12 protein-coding genes are annotated in these 15,751 nt (G+C 71.6%); 5 read left to right on the top strand and 7 right to left on the bottom strand.

What is annotated here, in order from left to right:
• Nucleotides 1-484: 484 nt before the first annotated feature.
• From OG611_RS28695 to OG611_RS28715, 5 genes are all read right to left on the bottom strand, one after another.
• Nucleotides 485-1,516: an alcohol dehydrogenase gene (locus OG611_RS28695; RefSeq protein ID WP_266426692.1), complete on the bottom strand. Its 1,032-nt coding sequence runs from the start codon at nucleotides 1,514-1,516 to the stop codon at nucleotides 485-487.
• A gap of 124 nt (nucleotides 1,517-1,640) precedes the next feature.
• Nucleotides 1,641-3,413, bottom strand: a complete 1,773-nt coding sequence (locus OG611_RS28700; RefSeq protein WP_266426695.1) for an ABC transporter ATP-binding protein — start codon at nucleotides 3,411-3,413, stop codon at nucleotides 1,641-1,643.
• Nucleotides 3,410-5,038, bottom strand: coding sequence for an ABC transporter ATP-binding protein (locus OG611_RS28705; protein WP_266426698.1), 1,629 nt, complete (start codon nucleotides 5,036-5,038; stop codon nucleotides 3,410-3,412). The genes OG611_RS28700 and OG611_RS28705 overlap by 4 nt, the downstream gene beginning before the upstream one ends.
• Before the next feature lie 492 nt (nucleotides 5,039-5,530).
• Nucleotides 5,531-6,313, bottom strand: a complete 783-nt coding sequence (locus OG611_RS28710; RefSeq protein WP_266426701.1) for an isoprenyl transferase — start codon at nucleotides 6,311-6,313, stop codon at nucleotides 5,531-5,533.
• 179 nt (nucleotides 6,314-6,492) lie between these two features.
• Nucleotides 6,493-7,152, bottom strand: coding sequence for a helix-turn-helix domain-containing protein (locus OG611_RS28715; protein ID WP_266426704.1), 660 nt, complete (start codon nucleotides 7,150-7,152; stop codon nucleotides 6,493-6,495).
• 199 nt (nucleotides 7,153-7,351) lie between these two features.
• Here OG611_RS28715 and OG611_RS28720 point away from each other — a divergent pair, with 199 nt between their 5' ends.
• Nucleotides 7,352-8,557, top strand: coding sequence for a cytochrome P450 (locus OG611_RS28720; protein WP_266426707.1), 1,206 nt, complete (start codon nucleotides 7,352-7,354; stop codon nucleotides 8,555-8,557).
• A gap of 3 nt (nucleotides 8,558-8,560) precedes the next feature.
• Nucleotides 8,561-8,773: a ferredoxin gene (locus OG611_RS28725; RefSeq protein ID WP_266426709.1), complete on the top strand. Its 213-nt coding sequence runs from the start codon at nucleotides 8,561-8,563 to the stop codon at nucleotides 8,771-8,773.
• A 58-nt stretch (nucleotides 8,774-8,831) separates the two neighbouring features.
• On the opposite strand, the gene OG611_RS28730 is transcribed toward OG611_RS28725, so the two are convergent.
• Nucleotides 8,832-10,691: an ABC transporter ATP-binding protein gene (locus OG611_RS28730; protein WP_266426711.1), complete on the bottom strand. Its 1,860-nt coding sequence runs from the start codon at nucleotides 10,689-10,691 to the stop codon at nucleotides 8,832-8,834.
• Nucleotides 10,688-12,538, bottom strand: coding sequence for an ABC transporter ATP-binding protein (locus OG611_RS28735; protein ID WP_266426714.1), 1,851 nt, complete (start codon nucleotides 12,536-12,538; stop codon nucleotides 10,688-10,690). Before OG611_RS28735 ends, OG611_RS28730 begins: the two co-directional genes overlap by 4 nt.
• Before the next feature lie 182 nt (nucleotides 12,539-12,720).
• Between OG611_RS28735 and OG611_RS28740 the strand changes: the two genes are divergently transcribed.
• The 3 genes from OG611_RS28740 to OG611_RS28750 are packed head-to-tail and all read left to right on the top strand — an operon-like array spanning nucleotide 12,721 to nucleotide 15,737.
• Nucleotides 12,721-13,623 carry an ABC transporter ATP-binding protein gene (locus OG611_RS28740; RefSeq protein ID WP_266426717.1) on the top strand — a complete coding sequence of 301 codons (903 nt, stop codon included), beginning with the start codon at nucleotides 12,721-12,723 and terminating at the stop codon, nucleotides 13,621-13,623.
• Between the two features lies 1 nt (nucleotide 13,624).
• Complete coding sequence (locus OG611_RS28745; RefSeq protein WP_266426720.1) at nucleotides 13,625-14,416, top strand: ABC transporter permease; 792 nt, start codon at nucleotides 13,625-13,627, stop codon at nucleotides 14,414-14,416.
• Nucleotides 14,417-14,447: 31 nt separating this feature from the next.
• Complete coding sequence (locus OG611_RS28750) at nucleotides 14,448-15,737, top strand: sensor histidine kinase (RefSeq protein ID WP_266426723.1); 1,290 nt, start codon at nucleotides 14,448-14,450, stop codon at nucleotides 15,735-15,737.
• Nucleotides 15,738-15,751: the final 14 nt, after the last annotated feature.

Below are 15,751 nucleotides of genomic sequence, written 5' to 3' on the forward strand. Positions count from 1 at the left end.
TGTTCGGCACTGGCCGAGATGGCGTCGAGATGTGGCTGATTTCTTACCGTCCCCGTCCCGTTGGAGAGCCGGTGTCCTGAAGCGTGCACGTGTCCGGGCGGCCGACCGCGGCGGCCGTGGCCGGTTTCGCCGCGTTCGCCCGGCGGTCCGACCGCGGGTACGTCAGGGGTGGAGAGGCCGGTCGTCTCCGCCGCGGGCTTCTCTCGGCCACCCGTATCGGGGGACTCGTCGCTCCGGACGACACCCACCGGTTCGGCCGTCTACGGCCGGGGCGCGGGCACTACGGCGCCCGTCGTAGCCGACGCCGCGCGGGCGGCCCCGGGAGGAGCGGTCGCGGCGGCCCGCCGACTCCCGTACCACCTGCGGGAATCGCTGCTCTCCTCGACGTTCGGCACAGGTGCCCGCAGCGCGAGCACGGCTGCGACCGGCGCCGCTCGTACCGAGGAGCGGAACCGGTCGCGGTGAAGCCCGGAAGGTCCGGGCGTCAGGCGGTGGTGAGCACCATCCGGAAGCGGGCGGCGCCGGACAGCATCTTCCGGTACGCCTCCTCCGCCGCGTCCAGCGGCACCGTCTCGGTCATCGGGCGGATCCCGTGCAGGGCGCTGAACGCCAGGGTGTCCTGCACGTCCTGCGCGGTGCCGGCGGGGTGGCCCCGGACGACCTTGCCGGTCATCAGCAACTGGTTCGGGCTGATCCCCAGCGGCTCCGGGTCCGCGCCGATGACCACCAGCTCGCCGCGGGGCGCGAGCCCCTCCACGGTGGCCGTGATGGCCGCGGAGTTGGCGGCGGTGGCCAGGACGACCCGGGCACCGCCCAGGGACTGCAGCGCGTCCGCGACGGTGGTGCCCGCGGTGCTGTCGATGTAGTGGTGCGCGCCGAGCTCCTTCGCGAAGTCGGCCTTGGCGGCTCCGCGGGCGATCGCCACCGTCTCGAAGCCCATCGCGGCCGCGTACTGCACGCCCAGGTGTCCGAGCCCGCCGATACCGAGCACGGCGACCAGGTCTCCCGGCCGGGCGGCGCTGCGCCGCAGTCCGTTGTACGTGGTCACTCCCGCACAGCCCATGGGTGCCGCGTCGGTCGCCGACAGCGCGTCGGGGATCCGGGCCAGGGCGTCCGCCGGGACGGTGACGCTCTCGGCATAGCCCCCGTCGTACGCCCACCCGGGCACCTTCAGGTTCACGCAGACCATGAAGTCGCCCTGCCTGCACGGTGTGCAGTGGTGGCAGCTGCCGCCGAACCAGCCCACCGCCACCCGGTCACCCACCTGCCAGGCGCTGTGCGTGCCGTCGCCGAGTTCCACGATCCGGCCGGCGATCTCGTGCCCGGGGACCACCGGGAACCGTACGCCCGGGAGCACGCCGTCCACGAAGAGGGCGTCGCTGTGGCAGACGCCGCAGGCGTCCACGGCCACCCGGACATGACCCGGACCCGGCTGCGGCACCGGGCGCTCGACGATCTCGAATGGACCGCCGGCGGCGATGGCCTGCGCGGCTCGGTAGACGCTGGGGACGCTCATCTGGATCTCTCCGGGACATGGGAGTGGACGGCCCCCTGGAAACAGCAGACCAGCTCCGGCCCGGTCGCGCGCGCCGGGCGGCGCGGACGGGGGGCGGGCCCCGCCGCGTCCGGGCGTCACCGGCTCAGGAGGAGGGCGGGCCTTCGCCGTGCCAGGAGCGCCAGAGCGCGGCGTAGGCGCCGTCGGCCGCCACGAGATCGTCGTGGGTGCCGAGTTCGGTGATCCGGCCGTCCTCCATCACCGCCACCCGGTCGGCGTCGTGAGCCGTCTGCAGGCGGTGCGCGACGGCGACGACGGTCCGGCCTTCGAGGACGCCGGCCAGCGCCCGCTCCGTGTGCCGGGCCGTCCTCGGGTCCAGGAGCGCGGTGGCCTCGTCGAGTATCAGCGTGTGCGGGTCGGCCAGCACCACGCGCGCCAGGGCGAGCTGCTGTGACCGGGCGCCGTCCGGCCGATGCCCGCCGTGGCCCAGATCGGTGTCCAGGCCGTCCGGCAGCTCGTCGGCCCAGTCGGCGCCGACGGCGGCGAGTGCCGCGCGCATTTCGGCATCGGTGGCGCCGGCCGAGGCGATCTTCAGGTTGTCCCGGACCGTGCCGAGGAAGATATGGTGCTCCTGGGTGACCAGGACGACGTGCCGGCGCAGCCGCTCGGGGTCCAGCCCGGCGACCGGGACCCGCCCGACCGTCACCGAACCGGTGCGCGGTGCGTCCATGCCCGCCAGCAGTCTGCCCAGGGTGGTCTTGCCCGCGCCGGAGGGGCCGACGATCGCGAGCCGCTCGCCGGGACGGACCGTCAGGCCGACACCGTGCAGCACGTCGCCCCCGCCGTCGTAGGCGTAGCGCACATCCGTCACCTCGATCCGGTCGTCGGCCGGTGCGGAGGAGACGGCCCGTGGCGTGTGCGCCGCCAGGCCGAGGCCCTCGACCCTGGCGAAGGAGGCACTGCTGCTCTGCAGCTGTTCGAGCCGCTGGAGGATGGTGTCCAGGGGCTGGGAGAGCTGCCGCAGATACAGGGCCGAGGCGACCACCGCGCCGAGGCTCATCGTGCCGTGGTCGTGCAGTACGCCGCCGACGAGCAGGACACCGGCCACCGGAATGACGTACGAGATGTCCACGGCCGGGAAGAGCACACTGCGCAGGAACAGCGTCCGGGTCCGGGTGCTCCAGCACTTCTCGATGGCTTCCCGGCATGCCGTGACGCGGCGCTGCTGAAGCCCGAGGGCCTCCACGGTGCGGGCCCCGGCGGCAGTGGCCGCCAGCTGCTCCGCGAGAGCCGAGTTGGCGGCTCCCTCGGCCAGGTACGCGGTGAGCGCCCGGCGCAGATACCAGCGGGCCGCGAACCAGATGCCGAGCAGGCCCAGCACCCCGCACGCACCGAGCAGCGGGTCGAGCGCGAAGACCGCACCGAGGATGAACAGCGCCTGGACCCCGGCGATGAGGACCTCCGGCCCGGCGTCCCGGAGGGTGGCGCCGACCGCGGCGACATCGGTGGTGCCGCGGGTCATCAGGTCGCCCGTGCCGGCCCGCTCGACCACCGGGGCGGGCAGCGCGAGCACCCGGTCGGCGAACTGCTCGCGGATGCGCGCCAGGGTCCGCTCGCCGAAGCGGTGTCCGACGTAGCCGGCGCAACGGACCAGGAGGAGCTGCGCCAGGGCGAAGACGAGGATGGTGAGCGCCAGGCGGTCCACCGCGGCCACCCCGCCGCCGGCCCTGACCTCGTCGATGATGCGGCCGAGCAGCCACGGGCCGACGAGCCCCGCACCGGCGGCCAGCGCGTTGAGGCCGATCACGGCGGCGAAGACGCGAGCGTCCAGCCGGATCAGCCGGAGCGCCGCCCGGCGTATCCGGGACGGTTCGGCGATGGGCAGGGCCTGGGGCGTCGGCTCGGATCCGGTGGTCATCGCACGGCCTCCCGGGACGGCGGGACGTTTCCTTCGTCGGCGGGGTCGTCGTCCGTACCGCGGGACACCAGGAGGCGGTAGCCGGACTCCCGGTCCAGGAGTTCACGGTGGCTGCCGACGGCCGCGACGCGACCGTCGACCAGGTAGTACACGGTGTCCGCCCGGTCCAGCAGGAGCGGTGAGGTGCTGGTGACGACCGTGGTGCGGCCGGAGCGCGCGGCGCGCAGCCGGGTCGCCATGGCCGCCTCGGTGTGTGCGTCGACCGCCGAGGTGGGCTCGACCGCCAGGAGCACCTCGGGATCGGCCAGCAGGGCCCGGACCAGCCGGACGCGCTGGCGCTGGCCTCCGGAGAGATTGCGGCCCTGCGCGTCGACGGGCGAGTCGAGTCCGTCCGGCAGACCGCGGACGACGTCCTGCGCCACGGCCGTGTACAGGCAGCGGTCGATGGATTCCTCGTCCCGGTCCCGGGCGCCGCTGATCACCTCGCGCAGCGGACCGGCGAACAGATCGGCCTCGTTGTCCGCGACCAGGATCCGCCGCCGCACCTGCGTCAGGTCGATCTCGTCCAGGCGTATCGCGCCCCAGGTCGCGGCCGACCCGGTGAACCGGCCGAGCCGCTCGACCACCGCCGCGGACTCCGACGGCCGGGCGCCGACCAGGGCGGTCAGCCTCCCGGGCACCACTTCCACGCCGGAGTCCGGATCATGGAGCGCGGCCGGCGGACCGGGCCCGTCCACGGCCGCCTCACCGCCCGCGGAATCGGGCTCCAGGTCCAGGAAACGTATGACCCGGCGGGCGGCGACCAGCCCGCGGCTGAGGTCGTAGCCACCCTCGATGAAGAACGAGACCGGCACCACGAGCACCGCGGCGTAGCCGTAGACCGCGACCAACTCGCCGACGCTGATGGTTCCCTGAGCGGCCATCCGGGCCGCCAGCCAGGTCACGGCCCCGAGGAACAGGGTGGGCAGGCCGACGCCGAGGGCCTGGATCCAGCTGGTCACCGCGCCGACGCGGTACCCCTCCGCCCGCAACTCCTGCGAGCCGCGCCGGTAGCGCTCGGCGTACACCTCCTTGCCGCCGATGCCGTTGAGGACGCGCAGGCCCCCGACCATGTCCTCGAACCGGTCGGCGAGCCTGCCCTGCCGCTCCCGGTACGCCGCCTCGGCGCCCTGCAGCCGCCCCAGCAGCGGTCCGACCAGCACCGCGAGCAGCGGGACCCCGAGCAGCACCACCGCGGCGAGCAGCGGTTCCACGGCCAGCAGCAGCGCGGCCACGACGACGAAGGCGAGGACCGCGCCGACACCGGGCCCGGTGATGGTCAGCGTGCCGGCGATCACAGCGACGTCACCGAAGCCGATCGTGACGACTTCCCCGGCCGTGACCCGGCGCGGCAGCGCCCCGCCCAGCCGGGTCGCCTGCGCGACCACGGCCTGCACGGAACGGAAAGCGGCGTCCAGCCGCACCCTGGTCATCGTGCGGTGCCGCATGATGGCCAGCCACGCGTTCAGCACACCCACACCCAGCAACGCCGCGACCCAGCCGATCAGAGCGGGCCACCGCCCCGGTTGCAGCCCGTCGTCGATGGCGCGGGACAGCAGGTACGGCGGCAGCGTCAGGCACACCATCCAGGCGCTGCCGAGCAGCGCCCCGGCGGAGACCCGACGGCGCTGACAGACGATCAGCCACCACAGGTACCGCAGGGCGCTGCGGCGGTCCGGGGGCCGTATCGGGTGCAGTGAGCGATTCTTGATGTGGATCCCTCCCCGGGGTGGCAGCGGAACGCGGTCGCGGGCGCCTGCTCCCTGGATCGTACGGACAGCGTGTACGTGCAGTCCGTGTCGGGGACGACGACGAGCAGCGGGGCGCCGCGCTTGAGGTGTGCGTGGGCGGCGCGTCGGCTCTCGCGGACGAAAGCCCCGCCACGCGCCCGGAGTTCGCCGGGAGCATGGCGGGGCTCAAGCGGTTACGAACGGGCGCCCTGCGACGACCGAGTCACCCGTTGGTTCAAGTCCTGATCCAGCGAGAACGGCGCCCGGTGCATCGAGATGCACAGCGGAGTGGCGACTGCGGAGCTCACCGGCCCGCTCGCCCCGGCTGATCCCCGGCGCCGAAGACGGTCATTTGCCGAATCGCCGTTCACGATTCGCGTACGAACGAAGTGCGCGCAGGAAGTCGACGTGACGGAACGCCGGCCAGTAGCAGTCCACCCAGTGCATCTCGGCGTACGCGGACTGCCAGAGAAGGAAGCCGGACAGCCGCTGTTCTCCGGAGGTCCGGATGATGAAGTCGGTGTGGTCGGCCGTTGGCGAGTACAGATGCCGGGAGATGTCCTCGATCTCGAACCGCTCGGCCAGCTCGGCAGGGTCACCACCGGCGGCGATGTGTTCCTCGAAGGCGCTCTTCACCGCATCGACGATCTCCCGTCGGCCGCCGTAGCCGACCGCGACGTCCACCTTGAGCCCGCCGCGTCCCGCGGTCGAGGCGGCGGCCTCCTTGAGTACCCGGGCACTGGCGCCAGGCAGCATGTCGAGCGAGCCGATCACCTGGACCTCCCATGAACGGCCTGCGGCCGTGATGTCCCGGACGGTCTCTTCGATGATCTCGATCAGCGGGCCGAGCTGCTCGGCGGGGCGCCCGAGGTTGTCGTCGGAGAGCATGAAGAGGGTCACGCGCTCGATGCCGTCGGCACTGCACCAGCCCAGGAACTCGGTGGTCTTGGCGCCGCCCGCCCGGTACCCCTCCCGGACGTCCACGTGACCCGCCTGCCGAGCCCAGCGCCGATTGCCGTCGAGCATGATCCCGACGTGCTGTGGGCGTGGCAGCCCCGCCAGGGTGGCGGCCAGTCGGCGTTCGTACACCGCTTCGATCGGCCGTCGGAGGAACAGCGGGAGCAGCCTCATGAACCATCTCCATCGCGTTGTGGACGCTCTCCGCGGACCCTACCAGGGGCTCCTTGACGAGCTCGGTGCGCACGTGAATGGCCTGGCTGTACGCGCTACTTGGCCAGGGGTGCGCGCTACGGTGGGTCTGTCTGGCGAGGGTATGCATCGGCGGACGTCGACGCCTGCTCCGGGGCCCCTCACTCCAGGAGAGGGCGCCAGCGGTCGGCCGACTCCATGATGTCCAGGCTGACCCGCTCCAGGAATGCCCCTGCCCTGGCCATCCGCTGACCCACGGGGCTGTCGGGCCCGGTCGCCTCCACCGTGGTCATCGCGGAATGTGCCGCATCGAGCGTCTGTTGCGCGCTGAGAACGACGGAGTGGTACCAGGCCTGGTCGTCGATCACGTAGATGTCGCGACGCCGCTGGGGATCGCGCTCGCGCCGGACATAGCCGTGCTGGACGAGGTAGTTCACGGACACGGAGACGGAGGCGGGGCTGACCTTCAGCCTGCGGGTCAGCTCGGCCGCGGTGCGCCTGCCGTCCTCGGACAGCAGCAGGTCGACGTGTACGCGCGCTGTCATCCTCGGCAGCCCCGCCCGGACCGCCATCTCGACGATCTCCTCTCCCGTTGAGCCGCCCGGTGGTTCGGCCGCGCGCGGGGGTGCCGGTGTGCCACGCCGCGCCCGCCGGGTCGTCGCCCGGTGCGCCCGCTGGGGCTGGTAGCCGCTGGGGCCACCGTTGCGTCCGATCTCCCGGCTGATCGTCGAGGTCGGCCGGTCGATCCGCCTCGCGATCTCGGCGTAGGAGAGCCCGTCGGCGATTCCGTCCGCGATGCGCTGGCGGTCCTGCTGGGTCAACCGTTCTCCTGGCATGCCGTCAGTATTGCTTTCGCCGTCATTCATTGCAACGCGATATTGCATTAGGGTCCAGCGTCATTGCATCAATTTCCCACCATTTACCTGGGGAAATGCGTTTCTGTCGATTGACACTCCTTCTGAATGCAACGTAGCTTTCGAGCATCGTCAAACGCGTACTATCGCGAGATGAGGAATGGTCATGGGTGAATTCCCGCACACCGTCACGACGATGCCGACGGCGCGTCGGTCCGGCTGCCCCTTCGACCCGCCGGCAGAGCTGGTCGACGCCCGCCGGCACAGCCCCATCAGCCCCTACACCTTCCCCGGCGGAAAGCCCGGCTGGCTGATCACCGGATTCGACCTGGTCAGGTCGGTCCTGGCCGACTCGCGGTTCAGCTCACGCAAGGAGCTCATGCTCCACCCGACCATCGACTACGGAGACATGCAGGCACCCCCGGCGCCGCCCGGCGAGTTCCTGCTCATGGACGAGCCCCAGCACAGCCGCTATCGAAAGCCGCTGATGGGAAAGTTCACCGTGCGACGGATGCGACTGCTCACCGAGCGCGTCGAGCAGATCACCGCCGACCACCTGGACGCCATGGAGGAGGCCGGGCCGTCGGCGGACCTGGTGACCGCGTTCGCCAAGCCCATCCCCGCCATCATGATCTGTGAACTGCTGGGGGTGCCGTACCAGGACCGGGGGTCCTTCCAGGAGCAGGTCGACTCGTTCATGAACGGGGAGACGAGCGACGAGGACCTGCTGGCGGCCTATACCGCGACCCAGGACTACCTCGCGGAGCTGGTGGCCGCCAAACGCGCGAACCCCACCGACGACGTGCTCAGCGACCTCACCGACAGCGATCTGACCGACGAGGAGCTGAGGGGGATCGCGCTGATCCTGCTGGCGGCGGGGCTCGACACCACCGCGAACATGCTGGCCCTCGGCACCTTCGCACTGCTGCGCAACCCGGAGCAGCTGGCCGCGCTGCGCACCGACCCCGCGCTCGCCGACCGGGCCGTGGAGGAGCTGCTGCGGTACCTCAGTGTCGCCAAGACGTTCATGAGGACGGCGCTGGAGGACGTCGAGGTGGGCGGCCGGACCATCGAGGCCGGCTCGCGGGTGATCCTGTCGTACAACACTGCCAACCGCGACCCCGAGCGCTTCGCCGACCCCCACGTGCTCGACCTCCGCAGGCAGGACGGCGGGCACCTGGCCTTCGGTCACGGCATCCACCAGTGCCTGGGGCAGCAACTGGCCCGCGTCGAGATGAAGGTCGCGTTCCCCGCGCTGCTCGACCGCTTCCCCACGCTGCGCCTGGCCGTACCGCCCGAAGAGGTTGCCCTGCGTCCGGAGACCGCGGACGTCTACGGGGTGAAGAGCCTCCCGGTCACCTGGGACGCGTGACCCATGAGGATCACTGTGGACACCGAGCGCTGCGTCGGCTCCGGAATGTGCGTGCTGACGGCCGGCGAGGTGTTCGACCAGCGTGAGGAGGACGGCAAGGCGATCGTGCTGCGACCCGAGCCGCCCGCTGACACGCGGGGCTCGGTCCGCGAGGCGGTCGACCTGTGCCCCGCCGCAGCGATCGCCCTGTCGGCCCCGGGTACCCCTGTTCTGTAGGTGGGCGCCCATGGACGGCCTCCACCCGCCCCACCGGGCGCCCCGAGCCGGAGGCCGCTCAGGTCAGACTCTCCCGCCACGCTCGGTGCAGCCCCGCGAAGCGGCCGGTGCCGGCGATGAGTTCGGCCGGGGTGCCGTCCTCCACGATGCGGCCGTGCTCCATCACCAGGACCCGGTCCGCGATCTCCACCGTGGAGAGGCGGTGGGCGATCACCACCGCGGTGCGGCCGTGCAGCACCGTGTCCATGGCCCGTTGCACCGCCCGTTCGCCGGGAACGTCCAGCGAGCTCGTCGCCTCGTCGAGGATCAGCACCGCCGGGTTCGCGAGCAGGGCGCGGGCGAACCCGACCAACTGGCGCTGACCGGCCGAGATCCGGCCGCCCCGCTTGCGTACGTCCGTGTCGTACCCGTCGGGGAGTCCGCTGATGAAATCGTGCGCGCCGATCGCCTTGGCGGCCTGCTCGATCTCCGCACGGGTCGCGTCCGGGCTGCCGATCGCGATGTTCTCGGCGACCGTCCCGGAGAACAGGAACGCCTCCTGGGTCACCATCACCACACCCCGCCGCAGCTCCGGCACGGCCAGGTCGCGCAGATCCGTACCGTCGAGCAGCACCCGGCCGTCCGACGGGTCGTAGAACCGGGCCAGCAGCTTGGCCAGCGTCGACTTGCCCGCACCCGTCGATCCGACCACGGCGACGGTCTGCCCGGCCGGGACCGTCAGATCGAAGCGGGGCAGCACCTCGCCGCCCGTGCGGTAGGCGAAGCGCACCTGGTCGAAGACGACCTCGCGGCCCGGGTGTTCGCCCGTGAGGGCCGGCAGCTCCCGCGGGTCCGACGTCTCCGGGACGGACGGGGTCTGGGCCAGCAGACCCGCGATCTTCTCCAGCGAGGCCGCGGCCGACTGGTAGGAGTTGAGGAACATGCCGAGCCGGTCGATCGGGTCGTACAGCCGGCGCAGATAGAGCACGGCCGCGGCCAGCACCCCGAGCGCCAGGGTGCCCGAGGCCACCCGGTACGCACCCCACAGCACGATTCCGGCGACCGCCGTGTTGGCGACCAGCCGGGAGCCGACGACATAGCGGGCCATCTCCAGCATCGCGCTGCCGTTGGTCCACCGGTGCGTGCTGTTGAGGCCCTCGAAGTGCGCGTCGTTGACGGGCTCGCGGCGGAAGGCCTGGACGGGGCGGATGCCGTTCATCGTCTCCGCGAACTTGACGATGACCGCGGCGATGGCCGAGGACCGCTCGGCGTACAGCACTCCGGCCCGCCGCTGGAAGAGCCGCACCAGCAGATACAGCGGAATGAAGGAGAGCACGGCCAATGCGCCCATGTCGAAGTCCAGCCAGAGCAGCATCAGCGAGATGGAGACGAAGGACAGGCCGACGCCGATCAGCTCCTGCAGTCCCTCGCTGAGCAGCTCCCGCAGCGACTCCACGTCCGTGGTGGAACGGGAGATCAGCCGGCCCGAGGTGTAGCGCTCGTGGAAGTCCACGCTCAGTGCCTGCGCATGACGGAAGATCCGTCCGCGCAGATCGAGCAGCGCGTCCTGGTTGACCAAGGCGGAGACCCGTACGAACGCGTACTGCATGCCCCCGGCCGTCGCCGAGCACAGCGCGTACCCGACGGCCACCGCGATCAGCGGCCCGTAGTCCGCGTCCCGGAACGCGGGCACCCCGCTGTCGATGGCGTACGCGACGAGCAGCGGGCCGGCCTGGACGGCGGCCTGCTGGACCAGCAGCAGCAGCGCGATCAGCGCCACCCGGGCCTTCATCGGCCGCAGCAGCGACCGCAGCAGTGCCCGGGTCGCGCCGGGCGGGGTGGGCAGATCGTCCCGGTCGAACCGGTCCCCGGTGGTCCCGGAGCCCGTGGCTTCCGGTGCGTCCTCGGCGGGGGCTGTGTCCGTCGTCGTACTGGTCATCGGGTGCCCTTCTCGGCGAGGAGGTCCTCGGCGGACAAGCCGGGGAAGGCGTCCCCGGCGGGCGCGTCCGGCGCGCCTTCGGCGCCCGACATCAGCCAGGCGTACTCGGCGCTGCTGCGCAGCAGTTCCTGATGGGTGCCGACGGCCGTGATCCGGCCCTCCGAAAGCAGTGCCACCCGGTCCGCGAGCATCACGGTGGACGGCCGGTGCGCGACCACGATCGCCGTGGTCTCCGCCAGGACCTGCCGCAGCGCTGCCTCCACCAGCGCCTCCGTGTGCACGTCCAGCGCGGAGAGCGGATCGTCGAGGACCAGGAAGCGCGGCCGGCCCACCACGGCGCGGGCCAGCGCGAGCCGTTGCCGCTGTCCGCCGGAGAGGCTGAGGCCCTGCTCGCCGACCTGGGTGCCGACGCCCTCGGGCAGATCGTGCGCGAAGTCGGCCTGGGCGATGGCGAGCGCCCTGCGCAACTCGTCGTCCCCGGCGCCCTCGGCGCCCATCAGCACGTTCTCCCCGACGCTCGCCGAGAAGAGCGTCGGCTCCTCGAAGGCCACGGACACCAGCTCGCGCAGCCGCTCCCGGGGCATGGTGGTGATGTCCGTACCGTCCAGGGTGATCCGCCCCGCGGTGGCCTCGTGCAGCCGTGGCACGAGGGCGGTGAGCGTCGTCTTTCCGGAGCCCGTGGCCCCGACCAGGGCCATCGTCTCGCCGGGCCGGATGCGCAGATCGATCCGGGAGAGTACGGGCACGGAGCCGGGCTCCGCGTCCGGATAGCGGAACTCCACGCCCTCGAAGACCATTTCACCGCGGGTGGACGCGCTGCCCGGGGCCTGCCCGTCGGCGGTGGAGGCGTTCTCCTCCTCGGCCACGTCCATCACCTCGAAGAACCGCTCGGTCGCCGTCGCCGACTCCTGGCTCATCGCCAGCAGGAAGCCGATCGACTCCACCGGCCAGCGCAGCGCGAGCGCGGTGGAGAGAAAGGCGACCAGGGTGCCCGCGGAGAGGTCGCCGTCCGCGACCTGGACCGTGCCGAGCACCAGCGCCGCGCCGATGGCCAGCTCCGGGAGCAGGGTGATGGCGGCCCAGATGCCCGCGAGGAGACGGGCCTTGGCCAGCTCCGTGGTGCGCAGCCGCTGCGAGAGGGAACGGAAGGCGAGGGCCTGGCTGCGGTGCCGGCCGAAGCCCTTGATGATGCGGATGCCGAGCACGCTCTCCTCGACGACCGTCGTCAGATCGCCGACCTGGTCCTGGGCCCGGCGTGCCACGGTCGAGAACTTCGTCTCGAAGACCGAGCAGATGATCATCAGCGGTACGACCGGGACGAGCAGTACCAGCCCCAGCGTCCACTGCTGCATCAGCAGAATGACGAAGCCGATCAGGACCGTCGCCCCGTTGACCAGCAGGAAGGTCAGCGGGAAGGCCAGGAACTGACGCAGCAGCATCAGGTCCGTGGTCGCGCGTGAGAGCAACTGCCCCGATGCCCAGCGGTCGTGGAACGCCACCGGCAGCCGCTGGAGATGCCGGTACAGATCGGCCCGCATCGACGCCTCGACCCCGGCCAGCGGACGGGCCACCATCCACCGCCGCACCCCGAACAGCGCCGCCTCGCCGATGCCCAGCAACAGCAGATACAGCGCGCCGAGCCAGACCCCGCCGGGGTCGCGGTCCGTCACCGGGCCGTCGACGATCCACTTCAGGACGAGGGGGATCACCAGGCCGATGCAGGACGAGACGATCGCGACCAGAGCGGCACCGAACAGCCGCTTCCGCACCGGCTTCACATAAGGCCACAACCGCATCAGCGTCTGAGCGGTGGACCGGTCCTTGGGCTCTGCATGTTCTTCGGGCATCACAGGCGAGCCTACGGTTCACCCCTGACATCGCTCATGTGGTTTTTCCGCCGACAGACGGTGGCAGGTGCGACCGGGCCCCGGCGCACGCCGGTCGTAGTCCGTATCAACCGATTGGCTGATGCCCCTTCGAGCGCGATGGACGATGGTGGGCCGGCCCCCGCGGCACGATGCTCGTGGTCATGGCAATCATCGAAGTGAACGGGGTGCAGAAGGCGTACGCCGGGCGCACCGTGGTCGACGGAGTGAGCTTCACCGTCGACGAGGGGGAGATCTTCGGGATCCTCGGCCCCAACGGCGCGGGCAAGACCACCACCGTCGAGTGCGTCGGGGGCCTGCGGGCCCCCGACGCCGGCACGGTCCGCGTCGCCGGTCTCGACCCCGTCGCCGACCACGACCGGGTCACCCGGCTGCTGGGCGCCCAGCTCCAGGAGAGCGAGCTCCAGCCCAAAATCACCGTGGCCGAGGCACTGGAGCTGTACAGCGCCTTCTACCCGGACCCCGCCGACTGGCGGGAGCTCGCCGAACGGCTCGGTCTGCACACCAAGTTCGACACCCGCTTCGCCAAACTGTCCGGCGGTCAGAAGCAGCGGCTTTCCATCGCGCTCGCCCTGGTCGGCAATCCGCGGGTGGTGGTGCTCGACGAGCTGACCACCGGCCTGGACCCACGGGCCCGCCGGGACACCTGGAAGCTGATCGAGGACGTACGCGACAGCGGCGTCACCGTCCTGCTGGTCACCCACTTCATGGAAGAGGCCAGGCAGCTCTGCGACCGGGTCGCCGTGATCGACAAGGGGAAGGTCGTCGCCCTCGACACCCCGTCCGGGCTGATCGGCAGGGCGGACAGCTCCACGGTCATCTCCTTCACCCCGTCGCAGCCGCTCACCGACGCCGAGCTGGAACAGCTGCCCGGCGCGGTGTCCGTGGAGCGGAAGGACGACCGGATCGTCATCAGTGGCACCGACGAGACGGTCAACGCGGTGATCTCACTGCTGGCCCGCCACCACATCACCGCACACCGGCTCCGCGTCTCGGAGGCGACGCTCGACGACGCCTTCCTCGACCTCACAGAACAGGCGGCCTGAGATGACCACGGCGAACCCGGCCACGGCGACGGCCACCACGACACCCGCGCCGGCATCCGCGCGCAAGGCGGTGCTCAGGTCCGAGACCCGGCTCTTCCTGCGCGAACCCGGCGCCCTGTTCTGGATCGTCGTCTTCCCGACCGCGCTCCTGACGATCCTCGGCCTCATCCCCTCCTTCCGGGAACACAGCGACGATCTCGGCGGTCGGCGCGTCATCGACCTGTACGTACCGGTGGCGGTCCTGCTCGCCATGGTCATGTCCGGGCTGCAGGCCATGCCACCCGTCCTCACCGGCTACCGCGAACGCGGCATCCTGCGCCGGATGTCCACCACTCCGGTACGCCCCTCCGCGCTGCTCACCGCGCAGATCGCCCTGCACGGCGCCGCCGCCCTCGGCTCCGCCGCACTGGCGATGGCCGTCGGCCGGGTCGCCTTCGGCGTCGAGCTGCCCGGCCGGCCCGTCGCCTACGCCCTGGCACTGCTCCTGTCGACGGCGAGCGTGCTGACCCTCGGCGCACTGCTCTGCGCCCTGTCCCGTACGACCAAGGCGGCCGCCGCCATCAGTTCGGTCGTGAACCTCCTGATGATGTTCACCGCCGGCGTCTGGATCCCGGTGCAGAGCATGCCCGACACCCTCCGGAACATCGTCCGGTTCACCCCGTTCGGAGCGGCGTCCGAGGCGCTGGACCGGGCGGCGTCCGGCAGCTGGCCCGGCTTCGCCCAGCTCGGTGTGATGGTGCTGTGGACGGCGTTGGTGACCTTCCTCGCGACCCGTCTGTTCCGCTGGGAGTGACCGGCGCGCCGGAGGCGGGGAGACTGCACCCATGAAGGCGTGGGACACGGCGACGGCGCACCGGAACGACGCGATGAGCGCCGAACTCGGGTGGGAACGGTTCTTCAGGTACGGGCCCTACGGGCTCCTCGGCCTGAGCACGGTCGTCGCGGCCGTGAGCGCCCCGCTCATCATGGATCGCGCCGACGTGTACACCACCGCGGTGCTGGTGCCCGTCGCTCTCGCCCTCCAGTTCTGGTGGGGGCGGGTCAGGCCGATCGTTGTCCCCAAGTCGCGGGCGTCGCAGTTCTACTACGTCGCCCGCACCTTGATCGCCTTCGCACTGACCTGGTGCAACCCCTTCTACTCGGTGTTCGCGATCCTCGGATACTTCGACACCGGCCGGCTGCTCCCGCAACGGGCCGTCCGTCCCGCGCTGCTGGTCACGGCCGCCATCATGGCGGGTGCGCAGTGCGGCAGCGGCCTGCCGCCGGCCTCCCTGATGAACTGGTTCGCCTTCGCCGCCCTGTTCGGTCTGCACGGAACCCTCACCATGGTCTTCGCCAAGATCGGCGACCGCGAGGCCGACCACGCCCGCACCCAGGTCGACACCATCGCCGAACTGGAGTCGGCCAACGCCCGCCTGGAACAGGCCCTGGCGGAGAACGCCGGGCTGCACGCCCAGCTCCTGGTCCAGGCCCGCGAGGCGGGCGTCGCCGACGAGCGCCGACGGCTCGCCGCCGAGATCCACGACACCCTGGCCCAGGGCCTGACCGGCATCATCGCCCAGCTCCAGGTGGTGACCTCGATCGGCGACACCGACCCGGCGCTGGCCCGGGTGCACCTGGACCGCGCCGCCACCCTCGCCCGGCACAGCCTCGGCGAGGCGCGCCGCTCGGTCCACGACCTGGTCCCCGCCGCACTGGAACACGACGACCTGCCGGGGGCGTTGAAGCGTACGGTCACCGACTGGGGGGAACGCCACGGAGTCCGGGCCGAGTTCACCGTCACCGGTACCGTCGAGCCGCTCCACGACGAGATAGCCGCGACCCTGCTCCGGATCGCCGAGGAGGCCCTCGCCAACGTCGGCCGTCACGCCGGGGCCTCCCGGGTCGGCGTCACGCTGTCGTTCATGGGGGACGAACTCACCCTGGACGTAAGGGACGACGGCTGCGGCTTCGACCCGGTCGCCCTGCCGCCGTACAGCGGCGCGGGCGGTTTCGGGCTCGGCGGCATGCGGGCCCGCGCCGAGCGCATCGCGGGCGCCGTCGAGGTGGAGACGGAGCCGGGCCGCGGCACGGCGGTCAGTGCCCGGGTGCCCCTGGTCCGGCACAGCCGATGACCAGTACGGTTGGC

Origin of the sequence: Streptomyces sp. NBC_01363 (assembly GCF_026340595.1) — a bacterium.
Classification (GTDB): domain Bacteria; phylum Actinomycetota; class Actinomycetes; order Streptomycetales; family Streptomycetaceae; genus Streptomyces.